Raw genomic sequence first — 26,558 nt, 5'->3', positions numbered from 1 at the left:
CGGGATGTCAGAAGCCGACCGGGTCGCGCGGCGGCGGGCAGGCCGTGCGGTGCCCGCCGCCGCGACCCGGGCCCGGTTCGGCGCCGATGACGGTGACGACCTCGCCACCCGCCTCCCGCGGCAGGGCGCTGGGCCGGGCGTTGCGGTCGTGGGTGCGGGCCATGGCCGACTCCGGCGCGACCACGTCGATGAACGGGGTGGGGTGCTCGGTCGTCCGGGCCTGGGGCATGCCCACCACGATGGGACACCGCGGGCGGCTCCGCACCTTTTCCCGGCGGGGAGAGCGGTCCGGAAGGATCTTCCGGATGCGACGGCCGGTGCGGTGGCCGATCGTGGTCCCGAGGTGGCGAAGTGAGTGGTGCGGGCAGGGCTCTGAATCGTACGAAGGACTGGACCCGGCGGGCGGCGGAGCGGGTGCGCCGGCATCTGGGCCCCGACCGGGTGGTCCGGCGGCGGCCGTGCTGGGGCGGGATCGCGGTGGCGGTCCTGTGCTACTGCCTGTCCCTCACCCCGTCCCTGCTCCCGCGGGCCTGGTGGCTCCAGGGACTCGCGGCCGGCGTCTCGGCGGCCGTCGGCTACGCCGTCGGTGCCGTACTGGAGACCCTCGCCCGGCTGCTGCTCCGCTGGGCGGGCATCCGGATCCGCCCGCGGGTCCGCCGTACCCTGTGGACCGCCCTGGGCGTGCTCGGGGCCGCCGCGCTGGTCACCGTGACCGTCTGGAGCGTGCGCTGGGAGGGCCAGGTCCGCCGGGCGGTCACCCTGCCCCCGCACATCGTCTGGTGGCACTGGGCGCTGGTCCCGGTCGTGGCCGCGCTCGTCGCCACGCTGCTGCTCCTGGTCGCCCGAACGGTACGGCTCGGTACCCGCCTCGCCGTCCACGCGTTCGACGCGCTCGTCCCGCGCCCCGTCGCCTACGCCACCGGGGTCGTCCTGGCCGCGTTCGTGATCGTCGGAGTCGTCCAGGGTTTCCTGCTGCGGGCCGCGCTGGACGCGATCGAGAGCGGCGCGTCCCTGGCCGACCAGGGCACCACCAAGGGCGTCCACCAGCCCCGCCTGCGCACCCTCTCCGGCAGCCCCGACTCCGCCGCGCACTGGGACACGCTCGGCGCCCAGGGCCGCGACTTCGTCGGCACGGCCACGCCGCAGGCCGACATCGCCGCCTTCACCGGCCGCCCGGCCGAGGATCCGGTACGGATCTACGTCGGCCTGCGCTCCGCCGACACCCTCGACGAACGCGCCGACCTCGCCGTACGCGAACTCGAACGCACCGGTGGCTTCTCCCGCAGCATCCTCGCCGTCATGGGCACCACCGGCACCGGCTGGATCAACGACCAGGGCAGCAAACCCCTGGAGTACATGTGGGGCGGCGACACCGCCATGGTCGCCATGCAGTACTCCTACCTGCCCAGCTGGGTCTCCGCACTCACCGAGGACGAGGCCGCCGACACCGGACGGGCCCTCTTCGACGCCGTCTACGCCAAGTGGCGGACCCTCCCCGCCGCTTCCCGTCCCCGACTGCTCGTCTACGGCGAGAGCCTCGGCTCCTTCTCCATGGAGTCCGCCCTGAACGGCTCCCTGCCCACGCTCGTCGCGGAGACCGGCGGCGCGCTGTTCGTCGGGCCGACCTACGACAACCCGCTGTGGAACTCGGTCACCGCGAAACGGCAGCCGGGCAGCCCCGAGTGGCGGCCGGTGGTCGCCGACGGGGCGCATGTGCGCTTCGCGCAGGTACCGGCGGACTACCGCATCCCGGACGCGCCCTGGGGCGAGCCCCGCGCGGTGTACCTCCAGAACGGCTCCGACCCGGTCGTCTGGTGGTCGCCCGACCTCGCCTTCCACCGGCCGGACTGGCTGGACCGGCCGCGGGCCAGGGACGTCTCACCGGCGATGCGGTGGTATCCGCTGCTGACGTTCTGGCAGGTGGCCTGCGATCTGGCCGGCGCCGACAGCGTGCCGGACGGATTCGGCCACCGGTACGGAACCCTGCCGACGAGCGCGTGGGCGGAGATCACGAGCCCGCCGGGGTGGACGGCCGCCGACACGGCGCGGCTGGCCGGGGCTCTGGAGTCGCTCCGGGAACCGGGGTTGCTGGACTGAAAGGCCGTCGGGCCGTCCCGGGCCGGGCGGAGACCTCGGTCAGTGCCCGGCCGTGTGCCGTGTCAGGAGCGCGATGACCGCGGCGGTGGCGGCGAGGGCGGCGACGGTGGTGAGGGCGGTGGGGAGGGAGAGCCAGTCCGCCATGAAGCCGATGGCGGGTGGGCCGAGAAGCATGCCGCCGTAGCCGAAGGTGGAGGCGACGGCGACTCCGTCGGGGCCGGCCAGTCTGCCCGCGCGTTCGACGGCGACGGGGAAGAGGTTGGCGAGGCCGAGCCCGGTGATCGCGAACCCGAGGAGGGCCGCCCACAGGGCCGGGGCGAGCGCGCCGAGCAGCATGCCGGTCGCGGCGGTCGCGCCGCCGAACACCAGGGTGCGCGTCTGGCCCAGGGCCCCCAGCAGCTTCGTCCCGCTGAGCCGGCCGACGGTCATGGCGAGCGCGAAGCAGGAGTAGCCGATGGCGGCCGCGCCGGGTGCGGCGCCCACGTCCTGCTCCAGGTGCAGGGCGCTCCAGTCGGCCATGGCCCCCTCGCCGTAGGCCGTGCACAGGGCGATCAGACCGAACGTGACGACGAGCAGCCGGGTGCGCGGTGCCAGGCGGCGCGGTGCGGTCGTCCCCTGCGGTACGTCGTCCGCGGGTGGGGCCGGCGGGGGAGTGCGCAGAAGAGTGCGGCCCGCGAGCAGGGTGACCACCAGACCGACGCCGGTGAGGCAGAGCAGGTGCTGGGTGGGGGTCAGTACGCCGGCGATCAGTGAGCCCAGACCGGAGCCGATCATGCCGCCCAGGCTGAAAGCGGCGTGGAAGCTGGGCATGATCGGGCGCCGGAGGGCCCGTACCAGGTCGACCGCGGCGCTGTTGAACGCGACGTTGATGCCGCCGTAGGCGCTGCCGAACACCAGCAGAACGGCGCCGAGGGCCGGGACCGAGTGGGTGAGCGGGGGCAGGGCGACGCTGAGGGAGAGCAGGACGGCGCAGACGACGGTCACGGGGTGCGAGCCGTAGCGGCGGCACAGCCGTCCGGTGAACATCATCGTGATCACGGCCCCGGCCGAGACGCCGAGCAGGGCGAGTCCCAGGGCGCCGGCCGAGGCGCCCGTCTGTTCCTTGATGGCCGGGATGCGGACGACCCAACCGGCGAAGACGAAGCCGTCCATGGCGAAGAAGACGGTCAGGGCGATGCGGAGTCGGGTGAGGGCGTTGCCGGGCACGGCGTTGTGCGTCCGGGTTTTGTTTATTAGCGGCACAAACTCAGGCTAGGTGAGGGCCGGGGCTGGGACAAGGGCGGTACGGGCGGCGCGCGGGACCGAGCCCGGACCGGCGTTCGCGATCGGGGAAGGAGCCCTCCGTGGCCATGGGGGAGACAAAGTGACGAGCGAGTCCGTGGGCGTCCGGGCGGCTGCGCCCGCTTCCGTGCCGCTCCGCGGGAACTGGCGGTTCCAGGTCTTCTGGGCCCGGGCGGTCGGCTCCCTGCTCGGCCCGCGGATCGCGGGGCTCGCGCATCCGCTGCTCATCCTGGCCCTCACCGGCTCCCCGGCCACCGCCGGTGCGTTCGGGGCGGTGCAGACCGGCACCATGCTCGTGCCGGCTGTCCCGGGCGGGGCCGTCGCCGACGGGGCGAACCGCAGGACGGTGCCGGGCCGGCGGCGAGCGCCGGGCAGGCCCTGCGCGAACTGCCCGACTTCACGGCGCTGACTCGAGCGGCCGGCCCGGGAGCGGGCCCGTCAGAGCGGAGCGTTGGCCGCCGCACTGCCGTCCTGGCGCCCGTGCCTGGCGGCCAGGGCCGTGAGATAGCCGCGCAGCATGACCTTCGCCTCGTCGAGGAGGGCGGCGTCGCCCTCGGCGTCGCGGCGGAAGGCCTCCTGGGCGAGCGCGTCGGCGGCGAGGACGGCGGCATGGCAGGCGGGGCCGAGTCCCTCGGCGTCGCCCGCGATGCCGAGCGCGAGCAGTACCCGGCGCACCCCGTCGGCCATCCGGCGCTTGTGCTCCCGGTCCGCCGCCCGGGTCCGGTCGGTCAGACCGCTGCCGAACCACAGGGCCCTGAAGCCCTGTTCGGTGCGGTACAGCCCGGCGTAGGTGTCGATCAGCACGCCGACCGGGTCGGACCAGCGCTCGGTCGCCGCGCTGCGCACGAACTCCTCCATCACCGCTTCGAGTTGGGCGAAGTAGGTCGCGGCCAGCGCGTCGATGATCGCGTCCCGGTCGGGCAGGTACTGGTACAGCGAGCCGACCGACACCCCGGCCTCCGCCGCGACCCGGGTGGTGGTCAGGGCCGGCACGCCCTCCGCGATCAGGACGCGCTCAGCCGCCTTGAGCACTCGCGCCAACCGGGCTTTGCTGCGGGCCTGTTGGGGGGTACGGCGCAACACGGCCCCGGTCTCCTCGGCGATCGGCCCGCTCACGCAACCCCCTGAACCTGAAGGTGACTTTGTTTCAGGTTTACGTTACCGTCGCGGCCATGACGGACTCAAGCTCCGCGCTGGTTCAGGAGCGGGCCGCGGTGGCGGACGCCTGCCGTCGCCTGGGAGCGGCGGGCCTGCTCATCGGGACGGCGGGAAACGTCAGCGTGCGGGTGGCGGACCGGGTCGCGGTCACCGCGACCGGCGCGGTGCTCGCCCAACTCACCGCGGGCCAGGTGACGGTGGTCGACCTGGACGGCAAGGTCGTCGCCGGGACCCTGCAGCCGACCTCCGAACTCGACCTGCACCTCGGGGTCTACCGGCGCTACGGCGCCGGTGCGGTCGTCCACACCCACGCCCCGATGGCCACCGCTCTCTCCTGCGTGCTCGACGAACTACCGTGCGTCCACTACCAGTTGCTCGCCCTCGGTGGCACCGTGCGGGTGGCGCCGTACGCCACCTTCGGCACCCCGGAACTCGCCGAGTCGGTGCTCGCCGCACTCGACGGCCGCAGCGCCGCCCTGATGGCCAACCACGGCTCGGTCACCGTCGGCCCGACCCTCGACAAGGCGGTCGAGAACGCCCTGTTGCTCGAGTGGGCCTGCGGCGTCTACCAGCACGCGGCGGCTCTCGGGACGCCCCGCGTCCTGGACGAGTCGCAGCAACTCGCGGTGATCGAGGCCGCGATCACCCGGAACTACGGCACCACCCGATCCCTGCAGGAGGGCAAGCCATGAGAGTCGTCACGATGGGCGTGCACGTGCTGGACGTGCTGGTCCGGCCGGTGGACGCGATACCCGAGGGCCAGGGCGCCACCCTGGTCGAGGACATCAGGATGACCGCGGCCGGGACCGCCGGCGGGACCGCCCTGAGCCTCGCCAAGCTCGGCGCCACCGTGCGCAGCGCCGGGGCCGTCGGCGCCGACGCGACCGGCGACATGCTCGTGCAGTTGCTCCACAAGGCCGGAATCGACACCGAGTTCCTCGTCCGGCGAACCGACACCGCCACCTCGGCGAGCGTGCTGCCCATCCGTCCCAACGGCGACCGGCCCTCCCTGCACCTGCTCGGCGCCAACATCACCTACGGCGTCGACGACGTACCCTGGGACGCCCTTGCCGAGGCCGACCATCTCCACCTCGGTGGCCCGGAGTTGATCGGCGTAGACGCAGCCGCGCGCATCCTGCACTTCGCCAAGGAGCACGGCGTGACGACCTCCGTGGACCTCCTCGCACCCGGCGTCCTCGGCAGCTTCGAGCAGATCGCGGCCGCGCTGCCGTACGTCGACCACCTCCTCCCCAACGACGACCAGGTACTGGGCTTCTCGGGCGAGGACGACCTGCTGGCGGGCGCGAAGAAGCTGGTCGGCGCCGGCGCCGGGCTGGTCGCGGTCACCCGGGGCGGCGACGGGGCGCTGCTGGTCACCGCCGAGGGCGCCGAGCCGGTGCCTGCCTTCGAGATCGACGTAGTGGACACCACCGGCTGCGGCGACGCCTTCTCGGCCGGATTCGTCCACGGCATAGGGCTGGGCCGCACCCCGTACGACGCCGCCGTCCTCGGCAACGCCGTGGCGGCCCTGGTCGCCCAGGGCCTCGGCAGCGACCACGGGGACTTCGACCTCGCCGCTGCCGACGCGTTCGCGGCGACGGGTGCCAGGCGTGCGTAGGGCAGGTGTCAGGCATGCGCAGGGCAGATGTCGGACGTGAGTGAAACGTGCCGTCGGCCAGGCCGTCCCGGACGTCCGAGAGGTACCCTCCGTCCCTCGAACCACTGAATTCCTGCGGATATTCACTCGTCCCGGGCGTCTGTGTTCGGACGGAGTCCGGCAACAGCTCGGTTAATAACTGCTCGCTAGTTGGTTACCGGAGAGTGAGCGGGCCATGATGGCCCCATGACGTTGGCCTCGCGCGCTCTGGCGCAACTGGCGACCTGGCCCGACCTGACCCAGGCCGTACCGAGCTGCGGTCTGGGGCAGGCCGTGAGCTCGGCCCAGGGCGAGATCGCGCACTTCCACTCCGACCGCGATGTGGACCTGCGTCTCACCACCCACGCCATCCGGCATTTCGCCAAGGACCTCAAGAGCACCGGGGCGATCCGGATCGTCCCGGGCTCGCAGTGGGTGACCATACGACTCGACGCCGCGAGCGACGTCGACCTGCTGCTGACCCTGGTGAGCGTCGCCCTCCAGGCCCAGCAGAGCTGGCCCGACCCGGCCGCCCTGCCGGTGTTCGGCTGCAACGACCAGCGGGGCGCGGGTTTCGTCAGCGCGGACACCAGTGGGATGTGACAGCGGGCCGCGTCGCAGGGCTGTACCGCGTCGCCCTCACACGGTCAGGACCCGGATCCCCGTCTCCTCGAACCGGTGCACCGTCTCCGGCGCCGCCCCCGTGTCCGTGACCAGCGTGTCCACCAGTTCCGCCGCGCAGATCCGGGCGAACGCCCGCCCGCCCAGCTTGCTGGAGTCCGCGGCGACGACCACGCGGGCCGCGCGCTCGCACAGCAGCCGGTTGACCGCGGCCTCCGCCTCGTCGTGGGCCGCAGCCCCGTACGTGACGTCGAAGCCGACCACCCCGAGCACCGCCACGTCGAGGGTGATCTGGCCCAGCACCCCGTCCGCGAGCGGCCCGATGAGCTCGTACGACTGCGGGCGCGCCACCCCGCCCGTCACCACGATCTTGAACTGGGGCCGCACCGCGAGCTCGTTCGCGATGTTGAGCGCGTTCGTGACGACCGTCAGCGCCGGCGTACCGGTGGTGAGGTCTCCGCGTACGGCCAGCGCGCGGGCCACCTCCGTGGTGGTCGTACCGCCCGTCAGCCCCACCGCCTCGCCCGGCGCGACCAGGTCCGCCACCGCCTTGGCGATCCGCTGCTTCTCCGACGCCTGCCGGGCCGTCTTGTAGCGCAACGGCAGCTCGTACGACACCCCGTGCACCACGGCGCCGCCCCGGGTGCGCACCAGCATCTGCTGCTCGGCGAGCTGGTCGAGGTCCCGGCGGATGGTGGCCGCCGACACCGCCAGTTCGGCCGCCGCCTCCTCCACATCGAGGCGGCCGCGTTCGACCAGCAGCTCGAGCAGCGCCTTCCAGCGGGCGTCGCGCGACATCCGCCGCCTCCGTTCCTCGATCTCCCGGCGACCTTAGCGCACCCGGCTTTCGGCTGAATGCTTGATGATGATTGAAAGTTGGCGCTATCTTGCAAGAACAATCACGATACGCGTTCCGGGGGAGGGGCGGTGCTATGTCACATATCACCCGGGAGCTGAACAGCCGGCCCGCGTGCTGGCCGCCGCCGCGAGCCGCCACCGAGGCCATCCGCCAAGCCCACGCCCTCCCGGCTCAGGGCGAGCGGGTCGCGATCGTCGGCTGCGGCAGCTCGTACTTCATGGCCCAGGCCGCGGCCGTACTGCAAGAGTCCGCAGGACTCGGCGGTCCGGTACCACCACCGAAGTCCTGGACCTGCGCGGTGCGTTGAAGGGACGGGTACGCACCGCCGCGATCACCGCCGACCCCGAGACGCCTGTGACGGAGGCCGCCGACAACCTCGTCGTCCTCGACTTCGCCGACGAACGCTCCGTCGTCCGGACCCGGTGCTCGACCAGCGCGTTCACCCTGCTCCGCGCCCATCTCGGCCTGCCCACCGACGCCGTGGTCGCCGACACCCGCCCCGCACTGTCGACTCCGCTGCCGCCAGGACTGGTCGAGTGCGACCAGGTCACCTTCCTCGGGCGCGGCTGGACCGCCGGACTCGCGAGCGAGGCCGGGCTCAAGACGCGCGAGGCCTCGCTGTCCTGGACCGAGGCCCACCCGGCGATGGAGTACCGGCACGGCCCGGTCGAACGCCTCTCGGCCGCCGTGCCGTTCCGCTCGTCCTGCACGGCTCCTCCGGGGTCCCGGACGAGGGTCTGGCCGCCGCGGTGGCCGCGGGCCTCGCCAAGGTCGACATCGGCACCGCGCTCAACATGGCGATGACCGCGTCCGTCCGCCACTTCCTCGCGGACCATCCCGAGGCCGTCGACTCCCCGTACCTGTCTCGGTGCCTGCCGGGAGGCGATGGCCCGGGAGTTGACCAGGATCATCGGCGTGCTCACCGGCGGCACTACCCGCGCTTGACCGCCTTCAGCACCACGAACTTCGGGTCGCTCGCGACCAGCCGACTGTTGCCGAACAGCCGGCGCAGCGTCACGTGGTAGCCCAGGTGCCGGTTGCCGATCACCCACAGCTCGCCGCCCGGCCGCAGCGCCCGCTTCGCCCCGCTGAACATCCGCCACGCCGTCGCGTCGGTGGTCGCCTGGTGGGAGTGGAACGGCGGGTTGTTCAGCACCACGTCCACGCTCCCGGCCGCGACCCCGGCCAGCCCGTCTCCGACCCTGAACTCGGCATGCCCGGGCACCCCGTTGGCCTTGTAGGTGGCCTCCGCCGAGGCGACCGCCTGGAACGACTCGTCGACGAACAGCACCTCGGCCGTGGGGTCGGCCAGCGCCACCGCCGTACCCACGACCCCGTTCCCGCACCCCAGGTCCACGATCCGACGGCCCCCCTCGGGCAGATGCGCCAGGAAGAACCGGGTACCGATGTCGAGCCGGTCGGCGCAGAAGACGCCCGCGTGGTTGACGACCGTACGCCCGGAGACGGCCCCGATCCCGGTGGGGAGCGCGTAGCTGTACGGCCACGGATTCGCCGGGCGCTCCAGCGACGGATCCGGCGTGCAGTGGATCAGCCGGGCCTTCTGCTCGGCCAGCGAGGTCCGGGTCGGGCCGAGCATCCGCTCGAACAACCGGAGCGTCGAGGTGTGGATCTCCTTGACCATGCCGGTCCCGATCACGACCGTGCCCGCGTGCACGGCGGGCGCCAGCCGCAGCAGCTGGTCCTCAAGGAGCGCCAGGCTCTTCGGCACCCGCACCAGCAGCACGTCCACCCGCTCCGGCGGCGGATCCTGCGTGGTCAGCAACTGCACCGCGCCCGGCTCGACACCCGCGCGCGCCAGGTTCACGCGGGTCGCCTCCTGGCTGAGGTACGAGTCGGTGATCTGCACCGGCCGGTGCTCGGCCAGCGCGGTGACCAGCGCTCCCCAGCGGTCGCCGAGCACCACGACCGTCCCGGACAGCCCGGTCCGCTCCCGGTCGAGGTACCGCAGCAGGTAGGCGTCGGAGGCGTCCCAGGCACGCAGCCGGTCACGCGGATCCTCCGGGAAGCGGGACAGCTCGAACTCGCCCCACGCAGTCGTCATACGGTCGCTCATCGTGCGTCCAGGCTAGCGGAACCGCAGCTCAGACCCGGTCGGGCAGGATGGGGGCATGGAGGATGAGCTGTTCCCGAGGGCGCACGCCCGCATCGCACCGGGCGCCGTGCACGTCCCCGACTGGCTGGACGGCGACCGGCAGCGCGCGCTGCTCGCCGCCTGCCGCGACTGGGCCCGGCCCCCGGCCGGCCTGCGCACGGTCCGCACGCCCGGCGGCGGCACGATGACCGCCCGCCAGGTCTGCCTGGGCTGGCACTGGCACCCGTACGCCTACGCCCGCACGGTCGTCGACGGCGACGGCGGCCCCGTCAAGCCGTTCCCGGCCTGGCTCGGCGAACTGGGCCGCCGCGCGGTGACCGACGCCCTGGGGCCGGAGGCGGTCGGCGGATTGTCGTACGACATCGCGCTGATCAACTTCTACGATGCCGACGCCCGCATGGGCATGCACCGCGACGCCGACGAGAAGTCCGACGCACCAGTGGTGTCGCTGAGCCTGGGGGACACCTGCGTGTTCCGTTTCGGCAACACGGAGAGCAGGGGCAAGCCGTACACGGACGTGGAGCTGCGGTCGGGGGACCTGTTCGTGTTCGGGGGCGAGTCGCGGCTCGCCTATCACGGGGTGCCGAGGGTGCACCCGGGCACGGGACCGGCGGAGCTGGGCCTGACCGGCCGCCTGAACGTCACGCTGAGAGTGAGCGGCTTTTGACAGGCCCCGGCTGGAGCGCGCCCCAAAGGGGCGCTGGGGGTACCCCCGGCCGAAGGCTGGGGAAGGAACCGTACGACCAGCCACAACGGCGCCGCACCCGTACGAAGGGTGCACCCGCCCGGGCACAACTCCGGATCATGGCAAACTCGCCCTCATGAGCAGCAAGGCGGACCCCCGGCCGGCAGGGGAAGGTACCACCTCGAAACCCCGGTTGGACCGAGGACGCGGCGCACTCGGCCCCGCCCTGGAACTCGTGCACACCGGCCGCGCCCCCACCCGCGCGGTGCTCACCGCGGAACTCGGCGTCACCCGGGCCACGGCCGGCGCCGTCGCCGCCGAACTGGAGGCGCTCGGCCTGATCAGGGTGGACGCCCACCCGGGCGCCGCCGCAGGTTCGCAGGGCCGCCCCTCCCACCGCCTGGAGGTCGCCGAGAGCGGCCCCGTCGCCCTCGCCGCGCAGGTCCACGCCGACGGCTTCCGCGCGGCGCTGGTCGGCCTGGGCGGCCGGATCGTCGCGACCGCGCCCGGCTGCGAGGCCGTCGACGCCGACCCGGCGAAGGTGCTCGGCTCGGTGGTCGAGGCGGGCGCCGACCTGCTGCGCACCACCGGCCGTCGCTGCGTCGGCGCCGGTCTCGCCGTGCCGTCCGCCGTCGCCGAACCGGAGGGCCTGGCCCTCAACCCCCTCCACCTGGCCTGGCCCGTGGGGGCGCCCGTGCGCCGGATCTTCGCGGAGTGCGTGCGCGCGGCCGGGATCACCGGCCCGGCGTTCGCGGGCAACGACGTGAACCTGGCCGCGCTCGCCGAGCACCGGCACGGCGCGGGCCGGGGCGCCCGGGACCTGCTGTGCGTGGCCACCGGACACCGCGGCGTCGGCGGCGCGCTGGTCCTGGACGGCCGCCTGCACACGGGGAGTTCGGGCCTCGCCCTGGAGGTCGGCCACCTCGCCGTCAACCCCGAGGGCCGCCCCTGCCACTGCGGCAGCCGGGGCTGTCTGGACGTGGAGGCCGATCCCCTGGCGCTGCTGATCGAGGCGGGCCGCGATCCCGGCCCCGAGGTGTCGCTGCTCCGGCAGGCCGAGGACCTGATCCGCGGCCACTACGCCGACCCGACCGTCCGCAGGGCCACCGAGGCGCTGATCGACCGCCTCGGCCTGGGCCTGGCCGGACTGGTCAACATCCTCAACCCCGACCGCATCATCCTCGGCGGCCTGCACCGCACTCTTCTGGACGCCGATCCCGAGCGGCTGCGTGCCGTGGTCGCCGACCGCAGCCTGTGGGGCCAGAGCGGCAGCGTGCCGATCCTGCCGTGCACGCTGAGCCACAACAGCCTGGTGGGAGCGGCCGAGCTGGCCTGGCAGCCGGTGCTGGACGACCCGCTGGCGGCGCTTCGCTAACGGGCCGCCGCCCACCCCGTCACCCACGTGGCGTCAGGCTCCACAACGCCGCCACCAGCGGCCGCCTGAGGTCGGACCGGCGTACGCACAGCCCGATCGGGAACGGCTCCGGCGCGGGATCGGCCGGCAGTACCGCGAGCCGGTCCCGCACCGCGCTGTGTTCCAGGACCAGCCGGGGGACCACCCCCGTGCCGCAGCCCAGGGCGACCAGGGCCAACAGGGCTTCGTGGCCGTCCGGTTCACAGACGACGTCCACGGGCCCTCCCCGCGCCCGGAACCAGCGGTCGGCCGCCTCCCGCACCAACCCGCGCCGGGGGAGGACGAACGGGCCGTCCAGGCCCGGGGCCGGTCGGTCGCGTGCGGTGACCAGGACCAGGTCGGTGACCGTCACCGTGCGGCCGACCAGGGGTTCCGGGAGCCGCGCCGGGATCCCGGCCAGGGCCACATCGGCCTCGCCCTCGTCGAGCCGGGCCAGGGCGGCCGCCGCGTCCCCGGTGCGCAGATCCAGCCGTACCTGCGGGTGCGCAGCACGGAACGGCGCCAACAGGTCCGGCAGCAGAGCCTGACAGGCGGTCACGGTGGCGAACACCACCAGTCTGCCGCTGAGTTCGGCCGGGTCGGGGTGTTCGTCGCGGTAGGCCTGCCACAACTCCAGTGCCTGTACGGCGTATTCGCGGAAACGCTGGCCCTCCGCCGTCAGGGACACCCCGCGCGGGCCCCGGTCGAACAGTCGGTGGCCCAGTTCCGCCTCCAGCCGCTGCACGGTCCGCGTCAGCGTCGCCGGGCTGACATGGCAGTCCAGGCTCGTCCGCCCGAAGTTCAGCGAGTGCGCGAGATGGAGGAAGAGCCGCAGCCCCCGGTGATCGTCCCGCACTCCGTGACCAGGCCCTTTCAGGATCTGCAACAGACCGCTGCGAAGGTTGCGCTTGTCGCAACGTCCGCCCGGAGCCTACAACTCGACCATGACCTCGACGACCACCTACACCTCCGGCGTCTTCGCACTCGAAACCATGGACGTGCCCGGCGGCACGGAGACCATCCTGCGCGGCGGACGGCACCTCTTCCCGCTGCTGCCCCAGGCGTTCGCCGGGGTGAGCAGGATCGGCGTCCTCGGCTGGGGTCCGCAGGGCCGCGCCCAGGCCCGCAACCTGCGCGACTCCCTCGCCGGCACCGGCATCACGGTCACCGTCGGCCTGCGCCCCGGCTCCGCCTCGGCCGCCGACGCCCGCGAGCACGGCTTCACCGAGGAGAACGGCACCCTCGGCGACTGGCGCGAAGTCGCCGCCGACAGCGACCTGCTCCTCCTGCTGATCGCCGACGCCGCCCTCGCCGCCCACCACCAGGAGATCTTCCAGGCCCTGAAGCCCGGCGCGGTCATCGGCCTCTCGCACGGTTTCCTGCTCGGCCATCTCCGGGCGACCGGGGGCGACTTCCCGGCCGGCCACGGCGTGATCGCCGTCTGCCCCAAGGGCATGGGCGACTCCGTGCGCCGCCTCTACGAACAGGGCGCCGAGATCAACGGCGCCGGGATCAACAGCAGTTTCGCCGTGCATGCCGACCCCGACGGCCGGTCCACCGACCTCGCCCTCGGCTGGTCGGTCGCGCTCGGCGCGCCGTACACCTTCCGCACCACGCTGGAGAGCGAGTACCGCTCCGACATCGTCGGCGAGCGCGCCGTCCTGCTCGGTGCCGTACACGGCATCGTGGAGAGCCTGTACGGCCATTACCGGCTCGCCGGGGACGACGAGGTGACGGCGTACGAGCGGTCCTGCGAGAACGTGACCGGGCCCATCGCCCGGACCATCTCCCGGGCCGGGCTGGGGGCCGTCCGCGAGGACCTCGACCCGGTCGGCCGGGACGTCTTCGACCGGGCGTACACGGCGGCCTACGGGCCGGCCCGTGAGCTTGTCGCCGAGATCTACGAGGAGGTCGCCGACGGCACCGAGCTGCGCAGCGTGATCCTGGCCGAACGGCGGCTCGGGAAGCGGGAGATGAGCAGGATCGGCGGCTCTCCGATGTGGGCGGCGGGGGAGCGGGTGCGGGCCCGGCGTGCCGAACGGGAGCTGTCCGTCGAGCCGTTCACCGCCGGTGTGTTCGTCGCGACGATGATGGCGCAGGTCGACGAGTTCGCCGAGCGCGGCCATCCCTGGTCGGAGATCGTCAACGAGTCCGTCATCGAGGCGGTCGACTCGCTGCTGCCCTACATGCACGCCCGCGACGTGGCGTACATGGTCGACAACTGCTCCCGCACGGCCCGGCTCGGCACCCGCCGCTGGGGCCCGCGCTTCCAGGCGGCCTTCGAGCAGATCGCCTACCCGGCGGCCGGACTCCCCGCCGACCAGGACCTGTTGACCGCCTTCGACGCCCACCCGGCGCACGAGGCGCTGACCGCCGCGGCGAAGCTCCGCCCGTCGGTGGACATCTCCGTGGCCTGAGCGGGTCCGGCGAAGTCCGCTGCGCTTCGGCAGCGCCCTCAAGGGGCGCGGGGGTACCCCGGCCAAGGCTGGGGGAGGAACCGCGCGACCAGCCACGACGGCGCCGCAGTCGGCACCCGGCATGCCGTGGCGCTTCCAGCGGCGCACCTAACGCCAGTCGACGGCGAAGGCCCGGGCCGGGTTGTCGGTGAGGATGCGGCCGACGTGCTCCGCGCCCAGCTCGGCCGCCAGCCGCGGCCGCACGCGCCGCAGCAGGTACGGCATCCCGGGGCCGCCGTCCACCGACCGCGCCCCCGCCACCACGGTGTCCCCGCCGAGCAGCAGCCGGTCCCCGAACCCGGCCTCGGCCAGGGCCCGTACGGCCTCGGGCATCCGCCAGTCGGTGGCGTGGTTGGCCCGGGACGGCCCGTCGAAGGCCAGCCAGCAGCCGGTGGCGGCGGCCTGCCGCTGGACGACGAGGTCGGGGGAGCGGTTGAGGTGGCCGAGGATCACCCGGTCGGCGGGGACGCCCAGCTCCCCGCAGAGCAGGTCGAGTACGTCGAGCGCGCCGGTGCCGAGCTCGAGGTGGACGGCGATCGGCGCGCCCGTCGCGTGGTGGGCCTCGGCCGCCGCGGTCATCGTCCAGCGGGCGTGCGCGTCGAGGTGGTGGAAGCCGCCCGCCACCTTGACCAGACCGGCGCGCACGCCGGACGTACCGATGCCCTCGGACAGCTCGGAGACGAAGACCTCGGCGAGCCGCCCGCGCAGTCCGTCGAGGAACTCCGGTGCGTAGTGCGCCGCTTGGTGCAGTCCCGTCGCGCAGACCACGTGCACACCGGCGGACCGGGACAGCAGGGGCAGATCGGCGGCCCGCCGTCCCATCCCGTACGGCGTCCACTGCACGACGGTCGCCCCGCCCGCCGCCCGGAACGCCGCCAGCTCGGCCCGTGCGGCGCTCGCGTCGTTCAGCTCCTGCCCCGGCAGCCGTGGGCTGCGGAGGAAGAGGTGGTCGTGCGCGTCGCATACGCCCAGGTCAGCGGGCCGGATGTCACCGAGGACGGTACGGACACCGCTCACCACTGCCGCCCACGCGCCAGCGCGCCACGCCCGGGCTGCGACAGATGCAGTACCTGGAAGACATCGCCCCCTGCCTTGGGCGCGTCGTGCTCCCAGAGCGAGAAATGGACCAGCTCCCAGGCGCCCGTGTCCACGGCGGCCGCAGCCAGCACCGCGCCTTCCTCGGCGGCCAGCCGCGCCGTCTCGTCCGCCGCGCCGGCCATGAACGCGGCCAACTCCACGCCGTCCGGAACCGGTTGCCGCCGCCGTACGGCGAACGCGGCGGGCGAGCCGGCGGCGGTGCCCTCCTCGAAGGCCAGGCCCGTCCACTGCCGTATCCGCGGCCGTCCGAAGTCGTCGACAGGCCCCTGGAAGGCGCCTCCCCAGAGGAAACCGTTCATGCCTGCCACGGTGTTCCAGAGATAGAACGGCCCGTACTGGTTCACCGGCGAGCCGTGATGTCCCCGCTCGCGCATGAGGTAGGTCTTGACGCCGAGGCCGTCCCAGCCGTCCAGCAGATGTCCGACGCGCGCGACGCGGGAACGGATGATGTCCATGTCGTAGTCCGCGGGCAGGGTGAACTCGTACTGCATGGCGTGCATGGATCTGGTCCTCCTCAGGCCGGGTAGCCGGTCACGTGCTCGTGCCACTCGGTGGTCGTGCCGTCGCCGGCGGCCTCCACGACCGCGAGATGCGTCATGAAGCTGCGCGGCCCGGCGCCGTGCCAGTGCCGTTCGCCCGGCTCGATCCACACCGTGTCGCCCGCGCGGATCGCCTCCGGCTCGCCGCCCTCGCGCTGCACCAGCCCCTCGCCCTCCAGGACGTGCAGCACCTGGCCGTGCGGATGCCGGTGCCAGGCGGTGTGGGCGCCGGGCGCGAAGTGGACGCTGTACATGCGCAGCCGGGACGGGGCGGCGGGCGCGGCCACCTCGTCAAGCCACACCGTGCCGGTGAAGTTCTCCGCCGGGCCCTGCCGGGTGTCCGGGCGCTGTCTGGTGATGTGCACGTACGTCAACTCCTCAGTAGGGACAGCAGTCCGCGCACCCCGGCGTCGAACACGGCGGGGGAACCGGACGCCCGGGCGAGCACATAGCCGCCCTGTACGGTCGCGAGCACGGTCGCGGCGATCTCCTCGCCGTCCAATAGGGGCCCGAACTGGCCCTGCTCCTTGCCCTCTTCGACGATCCCGGCGATCAGCTCCCGGATCTGGTCGAGCGTCTCGTCGACCGGCGCGCGCAGTTCGTCGCTGGCGATGATGTCCGGGTCCATGGTCAGCCGGCCGACCGGGCAGCCACGCAGCACATCGCGCTCGCGCCGCAGATACGCCTCGATGCGCTCGTACGGGGTGCCCGGTCCGGTGAGTACGCCCTCGGCGGTGGCGAGCAGTTCCTCGGCGGTCCGCCGGATCGCGGCCAGGGCGAGGTCGGGCTTGCCCTTGAAGTGGTGGTACATGCTGCCCTGGCCGGCACCCGCGCGCTCCAGAATCGCCCTGGGGCTCGTGCCGACGTAGCCGCGCTCCCACAACAGCTCGCGGGTGGACTCGATCAACCTCTCCGACGTGCTCATACGCCCACTGTACATACTAGTAGTTACAGAAGGTCGGCGCTTTTCGGAGCAGGGCCCCATCGGCGCGTACTCCCCAAGAGGTACGGCCGGTGCCGTCGGCTGCACGACGACCCGGACCCCTCCGGGCGGTCAGTCTCGACACATCACAACGAGACCCTGGGGAGACCGATATGCAGACCTTGGCGAACTGGAACGGCGGGCCCGGCCCGTGGATCCTGTTCTTCCCGCTGATCTGGGCGGCCGTCGTGATCGGCGTCGTCACGTTCCTGCGCCGCACCGCGTGGCGCGGCCGGGGCGGGCCCTGGCGTCCGATGGACGCCGGTCGTCCGTCCGGCGACTCGCCGCTCGCGCTCCTCGGCCGCCGCTTCGCCTCCGGCGAGATCGACGAGGACGAGTACTGGCGCAGGCTGTCCGTCCTGGAGGAGCAGTTCGGCCGCATCGGCAAGGGCGGCACGCTGTGAAGAAGCGGTAATGCCGGGGAGAGACTCGGCGAGGAGACTCACCGCCCGCTCAACTGGCGACAGCCGAGCGGGCGGGAGCGTGTGCGGCACCGGGGGCAGCGGCGGTCGCGTGCGCGGGGGTTGGGGCGGCGGTCGCGGGCGCGGAGGCGGGCACACCAGCGGTCGCGGGCGCGGAAACGGGCACACCGGCGGTCGCGGGTTCCGGGTCGATGATCCGGCGGGGTGCCGGTTCGGCGACCCGGCGCTGTGGGTGGGCCGCCTTCGGTGTGGCCGCCGGGGCCGGCAGGGTGAACCACACGACCTTGCCGTCGTCGTGCGGCCGTACCCCCCAGCTCTCGCTGACCGCGGCCACCATCGCGAGCCCCCGCCCGCAGGTGGCCATCGGTGCGATCTCCGTGCCGTCCTCGAGCACCGGAAGGCGTGGATCGTGGTCACGGACCGACACCGTGAGGCGGTCGAGCTGGAGCTCGATCTCCACGGTGCAGTTCTTGTCGGTCTGGGCGTGCCGGTGGACGTTGGTGAGCAACTCCGTCACACCGAGTGCGGCCCGGTCGATCAACGGATCGAGATGCCAGTAGCGCAGCTGCGCAGATACGATTCTGCGGACCTGGCCGATCCGCGAGGGCAATGCTTGGAGCTCCACCGAGCAGTGTCTGCTTGGGTGTTTGATCACGGCTGCGACTCCCCGACGTGAGGTCCGGAAGAACACGGAGAACGGATCCAGCAGGGCGCCGCCGTCCATGGGGCCGCCTGCTGTCGTGGCCGGCGGGCTGGTTCGCAGCGTTATCGCCGGTAAACCCAGAGTGACGTGAGACAAGCGTGACCCAGTGCGTTCGGTCCCGCAACTCGCCGTACCTCAGCGGTCACGCCCCGCAGGTCCGTGCGGTTCAGCGGTCACGCCCCGCGGCCCGCCGTACCGCCTCGATGAAGCGGCGCGCCGCGGGCGGACCGGGCTCGCCCGGCGCCGGATCATGGTCACCCAGGGTGAGTGAGTAGCGCTGCCCGTTGAGGTCGGCCAGGGCCCGGTCCTCCGACGCGAACCATGGCTTCGAGGCCCGTACCGCCTGCACGGGTGCGCTGTCGATCTCGCTGCCGTAGCTCGTCAGCAGCTGCAGCCTGCCGTCCCTTATCCGGACCTGCCCGGCCCGGGTGAGCGAACGCAGCCGCTTGTCGATCCGCACGCCCGTCGCCGTGAACTCCGGCTCCGCCATCCTGCCCCGCCCCTTTTCGAGTACGTCGGTCGCCGTCCGGAAGCTTGTGGCCCCGGCCCGGCGCGCTCCGGCTCGTGTCGTGATCCAGTGTGCGCCCCCGTTCGAGACCTTCGTCCCGTCCGGTGGCAGTCTGCCCGCCCTCGGCGCGGAGCACCAGTACGCACGGACCGCCGGGCGGGGGGCGCTCGGAGCACTCGCCGCAATGCGCCCCCGAAGCGTTCGCGCCAGTGTTCGGCACTGTTCCCCAGGGGTGCCTTTGAGGCGCCCAAAGATGCGTTTATGCAGGTGAGAAGCGTGCGGAAGGTGTTTATGATCGATGCGTCGGCCGCGTTCGGACGCTGTCGGCGCGAAGCGTAAGGAGCCCCGTCGTGAGCACCACCCCGCAGATCCGGACCGGCGCCACCCTCGATGTCGACCGCAGCGACGCCGTCTACCGCGACTGGCTCAAAGAGGCGGTCCGCAAGGTCCAGGCGGACGCGAACCGCTCGGCGGACACCCACCTGCTGCGCTTCCCGTTGCCCGAGGCCTGGGGCATCGACCTGTACCTCAAGGACGAGTCGACGCATCCGACCGGAAGCCTCAAGCACCGGCTGGCCCGTTCGCTCTTCCTGTACGGCCTGTGCAATGGCTGGATCCGGCCGGGCCGCCCGGTGATCGAGGCGTCCAGCGGCTCGACGGCCGTCTCCGAGGCGTACTTCGCCAAGCTCATCGGCGTGCCCTTCATCGCCGTGATGCCACGCACCACGAGCGCCGAGAAGTGCCGGCTCATCGAATTCCACGGCGGACAGTGCCACTTCGTGGACGACTCCCGGAAAATGTACGAGGAGTCCGCGCGCCTGGCGGTGGAGACCGGCGGCCACTACATGGACCAGTTCACCTACGCCGAACGGGCCACGGACTGGCGGGGCAACAACAACATCGCCGAATCCATCTTCCGCCAGCTGGAGTTGGAGCGGTTCCCGGAGCCGGCCTGGATCGTCGCCACGGCCGGGACCGGTGGCACCTCCGCGACACTCGCGCGCTATGTCCACTACACCCAGCGCGACACCCGGATCTGTGTCGCCGACCCCGAGAACTCCTGTTTCTTCGAGGGCTGGACCACCGGCGATCCGGACGTCACCTGCGACTGCGGGTCCCGCATCGAGGGCATCGGGCGGCCTCGGATGGAGCCGAGCTTCGTGCCCGGAGCCGTCGACCGCATGATGAAGGTGCCGGACGCGGCGAGCGTGGCCGCGGTGCGGGCACTGGAGCGGGCGATCGGGCGGAAGGCCGGAGGGTCGACCGGCACCGGGCTGTGGAGTGCGCTGAAGATCGTCGCCGAAATGGTGGCCGAGGGACGGCAGGGGAGTGTGGTGACCCTGCTGTGCGACCCGGGGGACCGGTACCTCGACAAGTACTACTCGGACAGGTGGCTCGCCGAACAGGGTCTGGACATCGCGCCCTACGCGGCGGCGATCGGCTCGCTGCTGGAGACGGGAGTCTGGCCCGGCTGAGCCATTACCGCGAGAGGCGCCGGTCCAGTTCGGTGACCGCGGCCCGGAAGGCCCGGCCCAGCCCCGCGCGTGCCGCCTTGACCACGAGGCGGAACGGCGCCGTGCCGTCCACGGCGAAGGTCCACTGCACGCGAGTGCCGCCGCCGGACGGGACGAGGCGCCACTCCTCGGCGATGGCGTGCGCACCGGGGGCGTTGGTCAGGTCCACCCGGTAGGCGTACACCTCCGCCTCCTTGGCCGCGATGATCGTCTCCCGGAAACGCCCGCCGCCCTTGAGCCGGATGTCGCGACCGGCGCCGTCGTCGACGGACTCGGCGTGGGTCACCGCGGCGAACCACTCCGCCCAGCCGGGTACGTCGTCGTTGAGCGCGTGGAAGACCCGCTCGGGCGGCGCGGACATCTCCTGCGCGAAGACCAGGCGTACGGGCGCGGTCTCGACGAAGTCGAGCCCCACGGGGCGCAGTCGGCGTGCCATGGACGAGAACCCCCTTGGCCGATAAGGCGGTTGACCGGCTCCGCCACGATAACTGGCGGTCCGTCAGATGTCTGTACCGCCGACGCGATCAGACCTCCGCCTCGCCTGCCACCACCAGCCGGCGCAGATGCTCGGAGATCTCCGCACGCGCGTCGGCGGGCAGCCCGGCGTCCGTGACCAGCGTGTCGATCTGCTCCAGCTTGGCGAACGAACTGAGGCCCACCGTGCCCCACTTGGTGTGGTCGGCGACCACCACGACCCGCCGGGCCGACTGCACCAGGCGGCGGTTGGTCTCCGCCTCCGCGAGGTTCGGTGTGGAGAGGCCTGCCTCGATCGATATGCCGTGCACGCCGAGGAAGAGCAGGTCGAAGTGGAGCGCCGCGATCGCCTGGTCGGCCACCGGGCCCACCAGGGAGTCGGACGGGGTGCGCACCCCGCCGGTCAGGACCACCGTCGCCGCGCCCTGGCGCTGCCCGGAGACGCGCTGGGCCGCGTGGAAGACGTCCGCGACCCGCACCGAGTTCGTCACCACGGTCAGATCGGGGACCTCCAGGAGATGATGGGCCAGCGCGTACGTCGTCGTGCCGCCGGACAGGGCGATCGCCGTACCCGGCACGACCAGTTCGGCGGCGGTCCGGGCGATGTCCTCCTTGGCGGTCAGCTCCAGCCCCGACTTGGCCTCGAACCCCGGCTCGTGGGTGCTCGCCTCGACCACCGGCACCGCACCGCCGTGCACCTTCTCCAGCACGCCCTGCCGGGCCAGCGCGTCCAGGTCCCGGCGTACCGTCATGTCCGACACGCCGAGCTTGCGGGTCAGCTCGTTGACCCGTACGCCGCCCCGGCGCCGGACCTCGTCCAGGATCAGGGCGCGGCGCTGCTCCGCGAGGAGGTTCTGGTTCTCGCTCACGTACGCTCCGGTCCTCTCGCCTCAAGCCGTCCGACACGCCCTGCGTACCGGCTTCGACCAGGACATTCCGTTCGGCTCCGGTGCGCGGGCGCCCCATCCTTTCACGGGACCACACAGGTTGCGCCACTCCCTGTGTCGGTGCACACATGTCATTTGGTCACCGTGTGCTGCACGGGCTGTCACACACAACGGGGAGATTCGGCGACGAGTGGTGTGCGTCACACCGGAATCGGCGATCCTGAGACCCGCACGGACACAGACCATCGGCGCGTCACGGGGGAAGTGCGAGAAGAGTGGAACGCGCGCAGGAACGCACCACCGGCAGAGGTCCCGCCGAGCGGCCGGCCGTGGCGGGGACCGCGCCGGTCGGCCGGCCCGCGACCTCGGAGTCCGATCCGGCCGAGCGGCCCGCGACCGCGAACCCCGACCCGGCCGAGCGGCCTTCCACACCGGGGATCGACCTGGAGCTCCTGGTCCACGGGGTCGGCGGCACCACGCCCGAGAAGATGCTCGACGATCCGCGCACGGTGCGGATCACCGGCGACGACACGGCCGCCGTCTTCCGGCGTGCCGAGGACGTCGACGCCGAGTCCCGGCCCGGCGACTACCGGGACCGCACGGTGTCCGAGGCGTACGTCTGGTGCAACCTCACCTCGGGCAACGCCTCCCGCGCGCTGTGGCTGCTGCTCCTGCCGTTCATGGTGGTCAACCTCGCGCACTGGATGCGCCCCGCCGCCGAGGACCGGCCGCGCACCGTGCGCTTCTACGGCCTGCTGGTCCGGCTCGCCGGGCTCACCCTCACGGTGTTACTGGTCGCCGCCGCCTGCGAGGTCGCCCTGGACCTCGCCGCATGGCAGTGCGCGGGCGTCACCTCCTGCGCCCGTCGGCACACCTGGCTAGGTTTCCTCTCACCGGCCGGCTCCGACGGCGGCTGGTGGAGCGCACCTGGCCGCCGCCTCGCCCTGGCAGCCCTGGTCCCCACCGCCCTGACCGGCCTGCTCTGGTACCTCTCGCACCGCACCTGGAGCGCCTACGAGTCGACTCGTCCCCTGGCCAACGACCCCGAGCCCGGCCACACCTCCCTCGGCAGCCCCGGCTTCTGGTACGGGCGCCGGCTGGTCGCCCGGCTGCGTGCCGCCCACACCGCCGCGGGCCTGCTCACCGTCGCCGCCGCGGTCCTCGCGCCGGCGGCCGCCTTCGACCGCCGGCGGGGCGGGACCGCCGTACTCGACACGACCGGGTGGCTGCTGACCGGTGCCCTGATCGCCGGGGCCCTCGCCGTGGTGTGGGTGGTCTGCCGCCGGGGCCGCAGCGAGAACCTCCTCGACCAGGAGCTCGACCGGCACCTCGTACGACGCCTGCCGCTCGGCGCGCTCGCCCTGCTGGTGCTCGTGGCGCTGTACGCCGGCTGGTCCCGGCCGGGGTGGCACTCGGTGGGGCGGCTCGCCGGGGACACCACCTTCGGCGGTCTGGCCCTGGCCCAGGGCGGGCTGGTGATCGTCCTCGCGGTCGTCGCCCACGACCTGCACCGCCGGCTGCCCGATCCGCGCGCCGCGATGCGCGGCCTCGGCGGGCCCGCGGTCGCGCTGCTGGCCTGCGCGCTCGGCGGGGTGATCTCGGGCGGGGTCGCCCAGCGGGTCTCCGACTGGCTGGACGGCACCGGCACCTCCATCGCCGGGCCTCCGGTACTGCTGACCTGGCAGGCGTCGGTGATCCCGCCGGTTCTGGTGGTGCTGCTCGCCGCGGTCGCCTGGCTGTCCTGGCGCACCTCCAGGCTCGGCCGCGTGGAACGCGCCGCCGTCGCCCTCGGCCACCCCGGCGAGCCGGAGGACACGGCCCGCAGCCGCCGTATCGCCCGGGTCCGGGCCATGGCCGTCCTCACCGACCGGACGCCGCTCGTCGTCACCGTGCTGTGCGCCGCCACGCTGGTGTTGGGCGCCGGGGCGCTGGTGGGCGCGCTGACCACCGGCAAGACCCCGGACGCGGCGGCCGACCGGACGTACGCCCTGGTGCACGGCGCGGCCCAGACCTCGCAGGCGCTCGGCTCCTGGCTGGTCGGGCTCGGCTTCGTACTCTTCGTCACCTGGGGCCGGCGCGCCTACAAGGACGCCTCCGCGCGGCGCACCATCGGCATCCTCTGGGACGTCGGCACCTTCTGGCCGCGCGCCGCCCACCCCTTCGCCCCGCCCTGCTACGCCGAGCGCGCCGTCCCCGACCTGACCTGGCGGATGGACACCTGGACCCGCCGCACCGGCGGTCGGCTGGTCATCTCCGGCCACTCCCAGGGCAGCGTCCTCGCCGCCGCGGCCGCCTGGCAGCTGACCCCGTCGGTCCGCAGACGGGTCGCCCTGCTGACGTACGGCTCGCCGCTGGAGCGGCTGTACGGCCGGTGGTTCCCGGCCCACTTCGGCCCCGCCGAACTCGGCTCCCTGCACCGCGAGGTCGCCTGCTGGCGCAACCTCTACCGCCTCACCGACCCCATCGGCGGTCCGGTGCGGGTCCCCGACGGTGACGGACCGGAAGTCGACCACACGCCCCTGAAGGACCCGCTCGCCTACGGGCGCACCCCCGGCCACCCGCTCCCCGCCCCGATCCTGGGCCACTCCGACTACCAGGCGGACCCGGCCTTCGCCGAGGAACGGCAGCGGCTGCTGGCCCGGCTGCGCCCGGAGCTGCCCGGACAGCGGCCGCAACCGGGCGGCTGATCAGGCGAGTTCGGGGAGGTCCGCGGGGTACAGCAGGGTGAGGTCGTCGGTGGTCGGGTCGGCGAGCTGGGCGACCCGGCTCGCGTGCCGCTCCACCATCGCCTCGAAGGTCTGCCGGGCGGTACGGCCGTTGCCGAACGCGGGGCCTTTCGGAAGCACCGTGAAGTACTTCAGCAGGGCGTCGGAGGCGCCCGGAGCCAGCCGGTACTCGTGCTCGTCGGCCTGCTGCTCCACGATCCGCAGCAGCTCGTCCGGGCCGTAGTCGCTGAAGGTGATGGTCCGGGAGAAACGCGACGCCACACCGGGGTTGACCGAAAGGAAGCGCTCCATCTCCTCGGTGTAGCCCGCGACGATCACCACCACGGCGTCCCGGTGGTCCTCCATCAGCTTCACCAGCGTGTCGATGGCCTCCTTGCCGAAGTCGCGCCCCGCGTCCTCCGGCGACAGCGCGTACGCCTCGTCGATGAACAGCACACCGCCGTGCGCCCGCTGGAAGGCCTCCTGGGTACGGATCGCCGTGGAGCCGATGTGCTCGCCGACCAGGTCGACCCGGGACACCTCGACCAGATGGCCCTTCTCCAGCACCCCGAGGGAGGCGAGGATCTCGCCGTAGAGCCGGGCGACGGTCGTCTTGCCGGTGCCGGGGGAGCCGGTGAACACCAGGTGCCGCTTGACCGAGGCGGCCTTCAGACCGGCCTGCTGGCGGCGCCGGCCGACCTCGATCATGTCGGTCAGCGCACGGACCTCGCGCTTGACGCTGTCCAGGCCGACCAGCGCGTCGAGCTCCCCGAGCACGGCCTTGGAGGTCCGGGCCGGTTCCTCGGGCGCCGTCGGGGCGAGGAGGGGTTCCTGCTCGGAACTGCGCTGGCCGGGGATCGCGCCCAGCAGACCGGGGGACTGGTACGAGGTCTGTACGGCCGTCTCACGCGCCGCGGGCGGGCGCAGGCTGCCGCTCTCGTCGCTGGTGCAGTCCTCCACCACCGGGCCGCTGCCCGAACCCGCGTCCGGACCGCCGTCCGCGAACTCGTAGCCCCCGCGCGCGCACCGCTCCGTGCGGCACCTGCGCAGCGTCGTACGGCAGCCGTCGATCACGTGGAAGCCGTAGCCGCCGCTGCCGGTGACGCGGCAGTTCTGGAAGGTGCCGCGGCCGCCCGCCGACACGTAGAAGCCCGCCTCGGCCGGGGAGTCGACCGTGCAGCGCTCGATGGTGGGGTCGGCGCCCTTGGTGACGATCACTCCGGTCTGGGTGGCGTCCACCGTGCAGTTGTTGAGGGTGCCGCCGCTGCCGTGGTCGCGGAACCAGGCGCCGGTGGCCGCGTCCCGGATCCGGCAGTCGTCGAGCTGCGCGGTGGCGCCGTCGCTCACCGACACCGCCGTGTTGCGCACCTGGGAGAGGTCGCTGTCGACGACGTCCGCGCGGGAGCCGCGGTCCAGCACGAACAGGGCGTCCGGTACGTCGTGCACCCGGCAGGAGTCGAGGACCACGGTGGCGCCGTCGCTGACCCACACCGCCGGATAGTCGCCCGTGCTGTCGAAGATCTCGCACTGGTTGGCGTCCACCCGGGTGCCCGGGTCCCACACCGACAGCCCGTTGCGCCCGAACTGACGCACGGTCGTCCGGGTCAGCGTCAGTACCGACCGCGAGCGCAGGTCGACCGCGTTCTCCGGGATGTCGTGGATACGGCAGTCGGCGAGGGTGAGCACCGCGTCCGTGTCGAGGGTGACCCCGTCGGCGGTGGTGCGGTGCACGTCGCAGTCGGTGAGGTGCGCCGTGGCCCGCGCGGTGACCTGCACCCCGGAGCCGCGCACCTCGTAGATCTCGCAACCCACCGCTTCGAGCGCGGAGTTCTCCCCGGTGGCCGTCATGCCCGGGCCCGAGGCGTGGTGCACCCGGCAGCGGTCGAGCCGCGGGTGGCCGCCGCCGCGCACCGCCACGCCCGCCTGGCCGGCCGCCACGACCTCGCACTCCTCGAACACCCCGCCGCCGCCGTCGAGTACGGCGATCCCGATACCCGCCGGGTTGTCCACGGTGCACCGCCGCACGGTCGGCCGGGCTCCGCCGCGCACCTCGATCCCGGCAGCGGACCGGGTGACGATCCGCACGTCCAGCAGCTCGGGGGTGCCCTCTTCGACGAGCAGTGCGGGCGCGGCCGCGTCCTGGCCCTCGACATGCAGGTCCTGCACGACCGCCGAGGCGCGCACGGTCAGCGGGACCCCGTCCGCGGGGGCGATGCGCACCGAGCCGGGCGAGCCCTCGGGCCCGCGCAGCGTCACCGCGCGCTGGACGACGAGGTTCTCCCGGTAGGTGCCGGGCGCGACCGTGAGGACGTCGCCGTCGGCGGCGGCCTCCAGGGCGGCGGCGAGCGACGCGTACTCACCCGTGCGGCGCCGCCACCTCGATGTTCCGGTGTGCGTCACCTGGACCGTGCCCTGTGCCATGGCGTT

The 26,558-nt window shown here is 73.1% G+C and carries 26 protein-coding genes and 1 pseudogene; 12 read left to right on the top strand and 15 right to left on the bottom strand.

What is annotated here, in order from left to right; genetic code table 11:
* Nucleotides 1–7 precede the first annotated feature (7 nt).
* On the bottom strand, nucleotides 8–229 hold the full coding sequence (locus ACFY0P_RS26315; protein WP_388917753.1) for a hypothetical protein: 222 nt from the start codon (nucleotides 227–229) through the stop codon (nucleotides 8–10).
* Nucleotides 230–351: 122 nt separating this feature from the next.
* On the opposite strand from ACFY0P_RS26315, the gene ACFY0P_RS26310 reads away from it, so the two are divergent.
* Entirely contained in the window at nucleotides 352–2,097 is a 1,746-nt protein-coding gene (locus ACFY0P_RS26310; RefSeq protein ID WP_388917750.1) for an alpha/beta hydrolase, read from the top strand.
* A 39-nt stretch (nucleotides 2,098–2,136) separates the two neighbouring features.
* Here the strand turns inward: ACFY0P_RS26310 and ACFY0P_RS26305 are convergent, their stop codons facing one another.
* Nucleotides 2,137–3,303 carry an MFS transporter gene (locus tag ACFY0P_RS26305; protein ID WP_388917748.1) on the bottom strand — a complete coding sequence of 389 codons (1,167 nt, stop codon included), beginning with the start codon at nucleotides 3,301–3,303 and terminating at the stop codon, nucleotides 2,137–2,139.
* A 157-nt stretch (nucleotides 3,304–3,460) separates the two neighbouring features.
* Between ACFY0P_RS26305 and ACFY0P_RS26300 the strand changes: the two genes are divergently transcribed.
* On the top strand, nucleotides 3,461–3,787 hold the full coding sequence (locus ACFY0P_RS26300; protein WP_388917745.1) for a hypothetical protein: 327 nt from the start codon (nucleotides 3,461–3,463) through the stop codon (nucleotides 3,785–3,787).
* A gap of 29 nt (nucleotides 3,788–3,816) precedes the next feature.
* Here ACFY0P_RS26300 and ACFY0P_RS26295 read toward each other — a convergent pair whose 3' ends face one another.
* A complete protein-coding gene (locus ACFY0P_RS26295; RefSeq protein WP_388917742.1) occupies nucleotides 3,817–4,494 on the bottom strand; it encodes a TetR family transcriptional regulator in 678 nt (225 codons plus the stop codon).
* Nucleotides 4,495–4,550: 56 nt separating this feature from the next.
* Between ACFY0P_RS26295 and ACFY0P_RS26290 the strand changes: the two genes are divergently transcribed.
* The 3 genes from ACFY0P_RS26290 to ACFY0P_RS26280 all read left to right on the top strand — a co-directional run bounded on the left by ACFY0P_RS26290 (nucleotide 4,551) and on the right by ACFY0P_RS26280 (nucleotide 6,775).
* Entirely contained in the window at nucleotides 4,551–5,228 is a 678-nt protein-coding gene (locus tag ACFY0P_RS26290; protein ID WP_388917739.1) for a class II aldolase/adducin family protein, read from the top strand.
* Nucleotides 5,225–6,154: a carbohydrate kinase family protein gene (locus ACFY0P_RS26285; RefSeq protein ID WP_388917736.1), complete on the top strand. Its 930-nt coding sequence runs from the start codon at nucleotides 5,225–5,227 to the stop codon at nucleotides 6,152–6,154. Before ACFY0P_RS26290 ends, ACFY0P_RS26285 begins: the two co-directional genes overlap by 4 nt.
* Before the next feature lie 225 nt (nucleotides 6,155–6,379).
* Nucleotides 6,380–6,775, top strand: coding sequence for a luciferase family protein (locus ACFY0P_RS26280; protein WP_388917733.1), 396 nt, complete (start codon nucleotides 6,380–6,382; stop codon nucleotides 6,773–6,775).
* 36 nt (nucleotides 6,776–6,811) lie between these two features.
* Here the strand turns inward: ACFY0P_RS26280 and ACFY0P_RS26275 are convergent, their stop codons facing one another.
* Nucleotides 6,812–7,591 carry a DeoR/GlpR family DNA-binding transcription regulator gene (locus ACFY0P_RS26275; protein ID WP_388917730.1) on the bottom strand — a complete coding sequence of 260 codons (780 nt, stop codon included), beginning with the start codon at nucleotides 7,589–7,591 and terminating at the stop codon, nucleotides 6,812–6,814.
* A gap of 134 nt (nucleotides 7,592–7,725) precedes the next feature.
* Here ACFY0P_RS26275 and ACFY0P_RS26270 point away from each other — a divergent pair.
* Nucleotides 7,726–8,597 (top strand): annotated as a pseudogene (locus ACFY0P_RS26270) (class II fructose-bisphosphate aldolase).
* Here ACFY0P_RS26270 and ACFY0P_RS26265 read toward each other — a convergent pair.
* Nucleotides 8,584–9,714: a methyltransferase gene (locus ACFY0P_RS26265; RefSeq protein WP_388917727.1), complete on the bottom strand. Its 1,131-nt coding sequence runs from the start codon at nucleotides 9,712–9,714 to the stop codon at nucleotides 8,584–8,586. The pseudogene ACFY0P_RS26270 and the gene ACFY0P_RS26265 overlap by 14 nt on opposite strands.
* A 67-nt stretch (nucleotides 9,715–9,781) precedes the next feature.
* Here ACFY0P_RS26265 and ACFY0P_RS26260 point away from each other — a divergent pair, with 67 nt between their 5' ends.
* Nucleotides 9,782–10,432, top strand: coding sequence for an alpha-ketoglutarate-dependent dioxygenase AlkB family protein (locus ACFY0P_RS26260; RefSeq protein WP_388917724.1), 651 nt, complete (start codon nucleotides 9,782–9,784; stop codon nucleotides 10,430–10,432).
* 154 nt (nucleotides 10,433–10,586) lie between these two features.
* On the top strand, nucleotides 10,587–11,825 hold the full coding sequence (locus ACFY0P_RS26255; protein ID WP_388917721.1) for an ROK family protein: 1,239 nt from the start codon (nucleotides 10,587–10,589) through the stop codon (nucleotides 11,823–11,825).
* Between the two features lie 19 nt (nucleotides 11,826–11,844).
* Here ACFY0P_RS26255 and ilvY read toward each other — a convergent pair whose 3' ends face one another.
* A complete protein-coding gene (ilvY, locus tag ACFY0P_RS26250; protein WP_388917718.1) occupies nucleotides 11,845–12,699 on the bottom strand; it encodes an HTH-type transcriptional activator IlvY in 855 nt (284 codons plus the stop codon).
* 88 nt (nucleotides 12,700–12,787) lie between these two features.
* Here ilvY and ACFY0P_RS26245 point away from each other — a divergent pair, with 88 nt between their 5' ends.
* Nucleotides 12,788–14,260: a ketol-acid reductoisomerase gene (locus tag ACFY0P_RS26245; protein ID WP_388917715.1), complete on the top strand. Its 1,473-nt coding sequence runs from the start codon at nucleotides 12,788–12,790 to the stop codon at nucleotides 14,258–14,260.
* Between the two features lie 147 nt (nucleotides 14,261–14,407).
* Here the strand turns inward: ACFY0P_RS26245 and ACFY0P_RS26240 are convergent, their stop codons facing one another.
* The 4 genes from ACFY0P_RS26240 to ACFY0P_RS26225 are packed head-to-tail and all read right to left on the bottom strand — an operon-like array spanning nucleotide 14,408 to nucleotide 16,876.
* Complete coding sequence (locus ACFY0P_RS26240) at nucleotides 14,408–15,316, bottom strand: phosphotriesterase (RefSeq protein ID WP_388917712.1); 909 nt, start codon at nucleotides 15,314–15,316, stop codon at nucleotides 14,408–14,410.
* Nucleotides 15,313–15,897, bottom strand: coding sequence for a DUF4865 family protein (locus ACFY0P_RS26235; protein WP_388917709.1), 585 nt, complete (start codon nucleotides 15,895–15,897; stop codon nucleotides 15,313–15,315). Before ACFY0P_RS26235 ends, ACFY0P_RS26240 begins: the two co-directional genes overlap by 4 nt.
* 14 nt (nucleotides 15,898–15,911) lie before the next feature.
* Nucleotides 15,912–16,301, bottom strand: coding sequence for a cupin domain-containing protein (locus ACFY0P_RS26230; protein WP_388917706.1), 390 nt, complete (start codon nucleotides 16,299–16,301; stop codon nucleotides 15,912–15,914).
* A gap of 5 nt (nucleotides 16,302–16,306) precedes the next feature.
* Entirely contained in the window at nucleotides 16,307–16,876 is a 570-nt protein-coding gene (locus ACFY0P_RS26225) for a TetR/AcrR family transcriptional regulator (protein WP_388917703.1), read from the bottom strand.
* Nucleotides 16,877–17,031: 155 nt separating this feature from the next.
* Between ACFY0P_RS26225 and ACFY0P_RS26220 the strand changes: the two genes are divergently transcribed.
* Entirely contained in the window at nucleotides 17,032–17,322 is a 291-nt protein-coding gene (locus ACFY0P_RS26220; RefSeq protein WP_388917700.1) for an SHOCT domain-containing protein, read from the top strand.
* 49 nt (nucleotides 17,323–17,371) lie between these two features.
* Here the strand turns inward: ACFY0P_RS26220 and ACFY0P_RS26215 are convergent, their stop codons facing one another.
* Both ACFY0P_RS26215 and ACFY0P_RS26210 read right to left on the bottom strand, forming a co-directional pair.
* The gene (locus ACFY0P_RS26215; RefSeq protein ID WP_388917697.1) at nucleotides 17,372–17,995 is read right to left on the bottom strand and encodes an ATP-binding protein; all 624 of its coding nucleotides are present in this window, start codon (nucleotides 17,993–17,995) and stop codon (nucleotides 17,372–17,374) included.
* A 214-nt stretch (nucleotides 17,996–18,209) separates the two neighbouring features.
* The gene (locus ACFY0P_RS26210) at nucleotides 18,210–18,533 is read right to left on the bottom strand and encodes a hypothetical protein (protein WP_301649398.1); all 324 of its coding nucleotides are present in this window, start codon (nucleotides 18,531–18,533) and stop codon (nucleotides 18,210–18,212) included.
* Nucleotides 18,534–18,901: 368 nt separating this feature from the next.
* On the opposite strand from ACFY0P_RS26210, the gene ACFY0P_RS26205 reads away from it, so the two are divergent.
* Nucleotides 18,902–20,026 carry a PLP-dependent cysteine synthase family protein gene (locus tag ACFY0P_RS26205; RefSeq protein WP_388917694.1) on the top strand — a complete coding sequence of 375 codons (1,125 nt, stop codon included), beginning with the start codon at nucleotides 18,902–18,904 and terminating at the stop codon, nucleotides 20,024–20,026.
* 4 nt (nucleotides 20,027–20,030) lie between these two features.
* Here the strand turns inward: ACFY0P_RS26205 and ACFY0P_RS26200 are convergent, their stop codons facing one another.
* Entirely contained in the window at nucleotides 20,031–20,501 is a 471-nt protein-coding gene (locus tag ACFY0P_RS26200) for an SRPBCC family protein (protein WP_388917691.1), read from the bottom strand.
* An 88-nt stretch (nucleotides 20,502–20,589) separates the two neighbouring features.
* Complete coding sequence (locus tag ACFY0P_RS26195) at nucleotides 20,590–21,408, bottom strand: DeoR/GlpR family DNA-binding transcription regulator (protein WP_388917688.1); 819 nt, start codon at nucleotides 21,406–21,408, stop codon at nucleotides 20,590–20,592.
* 455 nt (nucleotides 21,409–21,863) lie between these two features.
* Between ACFY0P_RS26195 and ACFY0P_RS26190 the strand changes: the two genes are divergently transcribed.
* Nucleotides 21,864–24,113: a hypothetical protein gene (locus ACFY0P_RS26190; RefSeq protein WP_388918187.1), complete on the top strand. Its 2,250-nt coding sequence runs from the start codon at nucleotides 21,864–21,866 to the stop codon at nucleotides 24,111–24,113.
* On the opposite strand, the gene ACFY0P_RS26185 is transcribed toward ACFY0P_RS26190, so the two are convergent.
* Complete coding sequence (locus ACFY0P_RS26185; protein WP_388917685.1) at nucleotides 24,114–26,552, bottom strand: right-handed parallel beta-helix repeat-containing protein; 2,439 nt, start codon at nucleotides 26,550–26,552, stop codon at nucleotides 24,114–24,116.
* Nucleotides 26,553–26,558: the final 6 nt, after the last annotated feature.

It is taken from the genome of Streptomyces sp. NPDC001714 (genome assembly GCF_042892755.1).
Taxonomy (GTDB): Bacteria; Actinomycetota; Actinomycetes; order Streptomycetales; family Streptomycetaceae; genus Streptomyces.
This window is presented reverse-complemented; position numbering and strand designations above follow the sequence as displayed.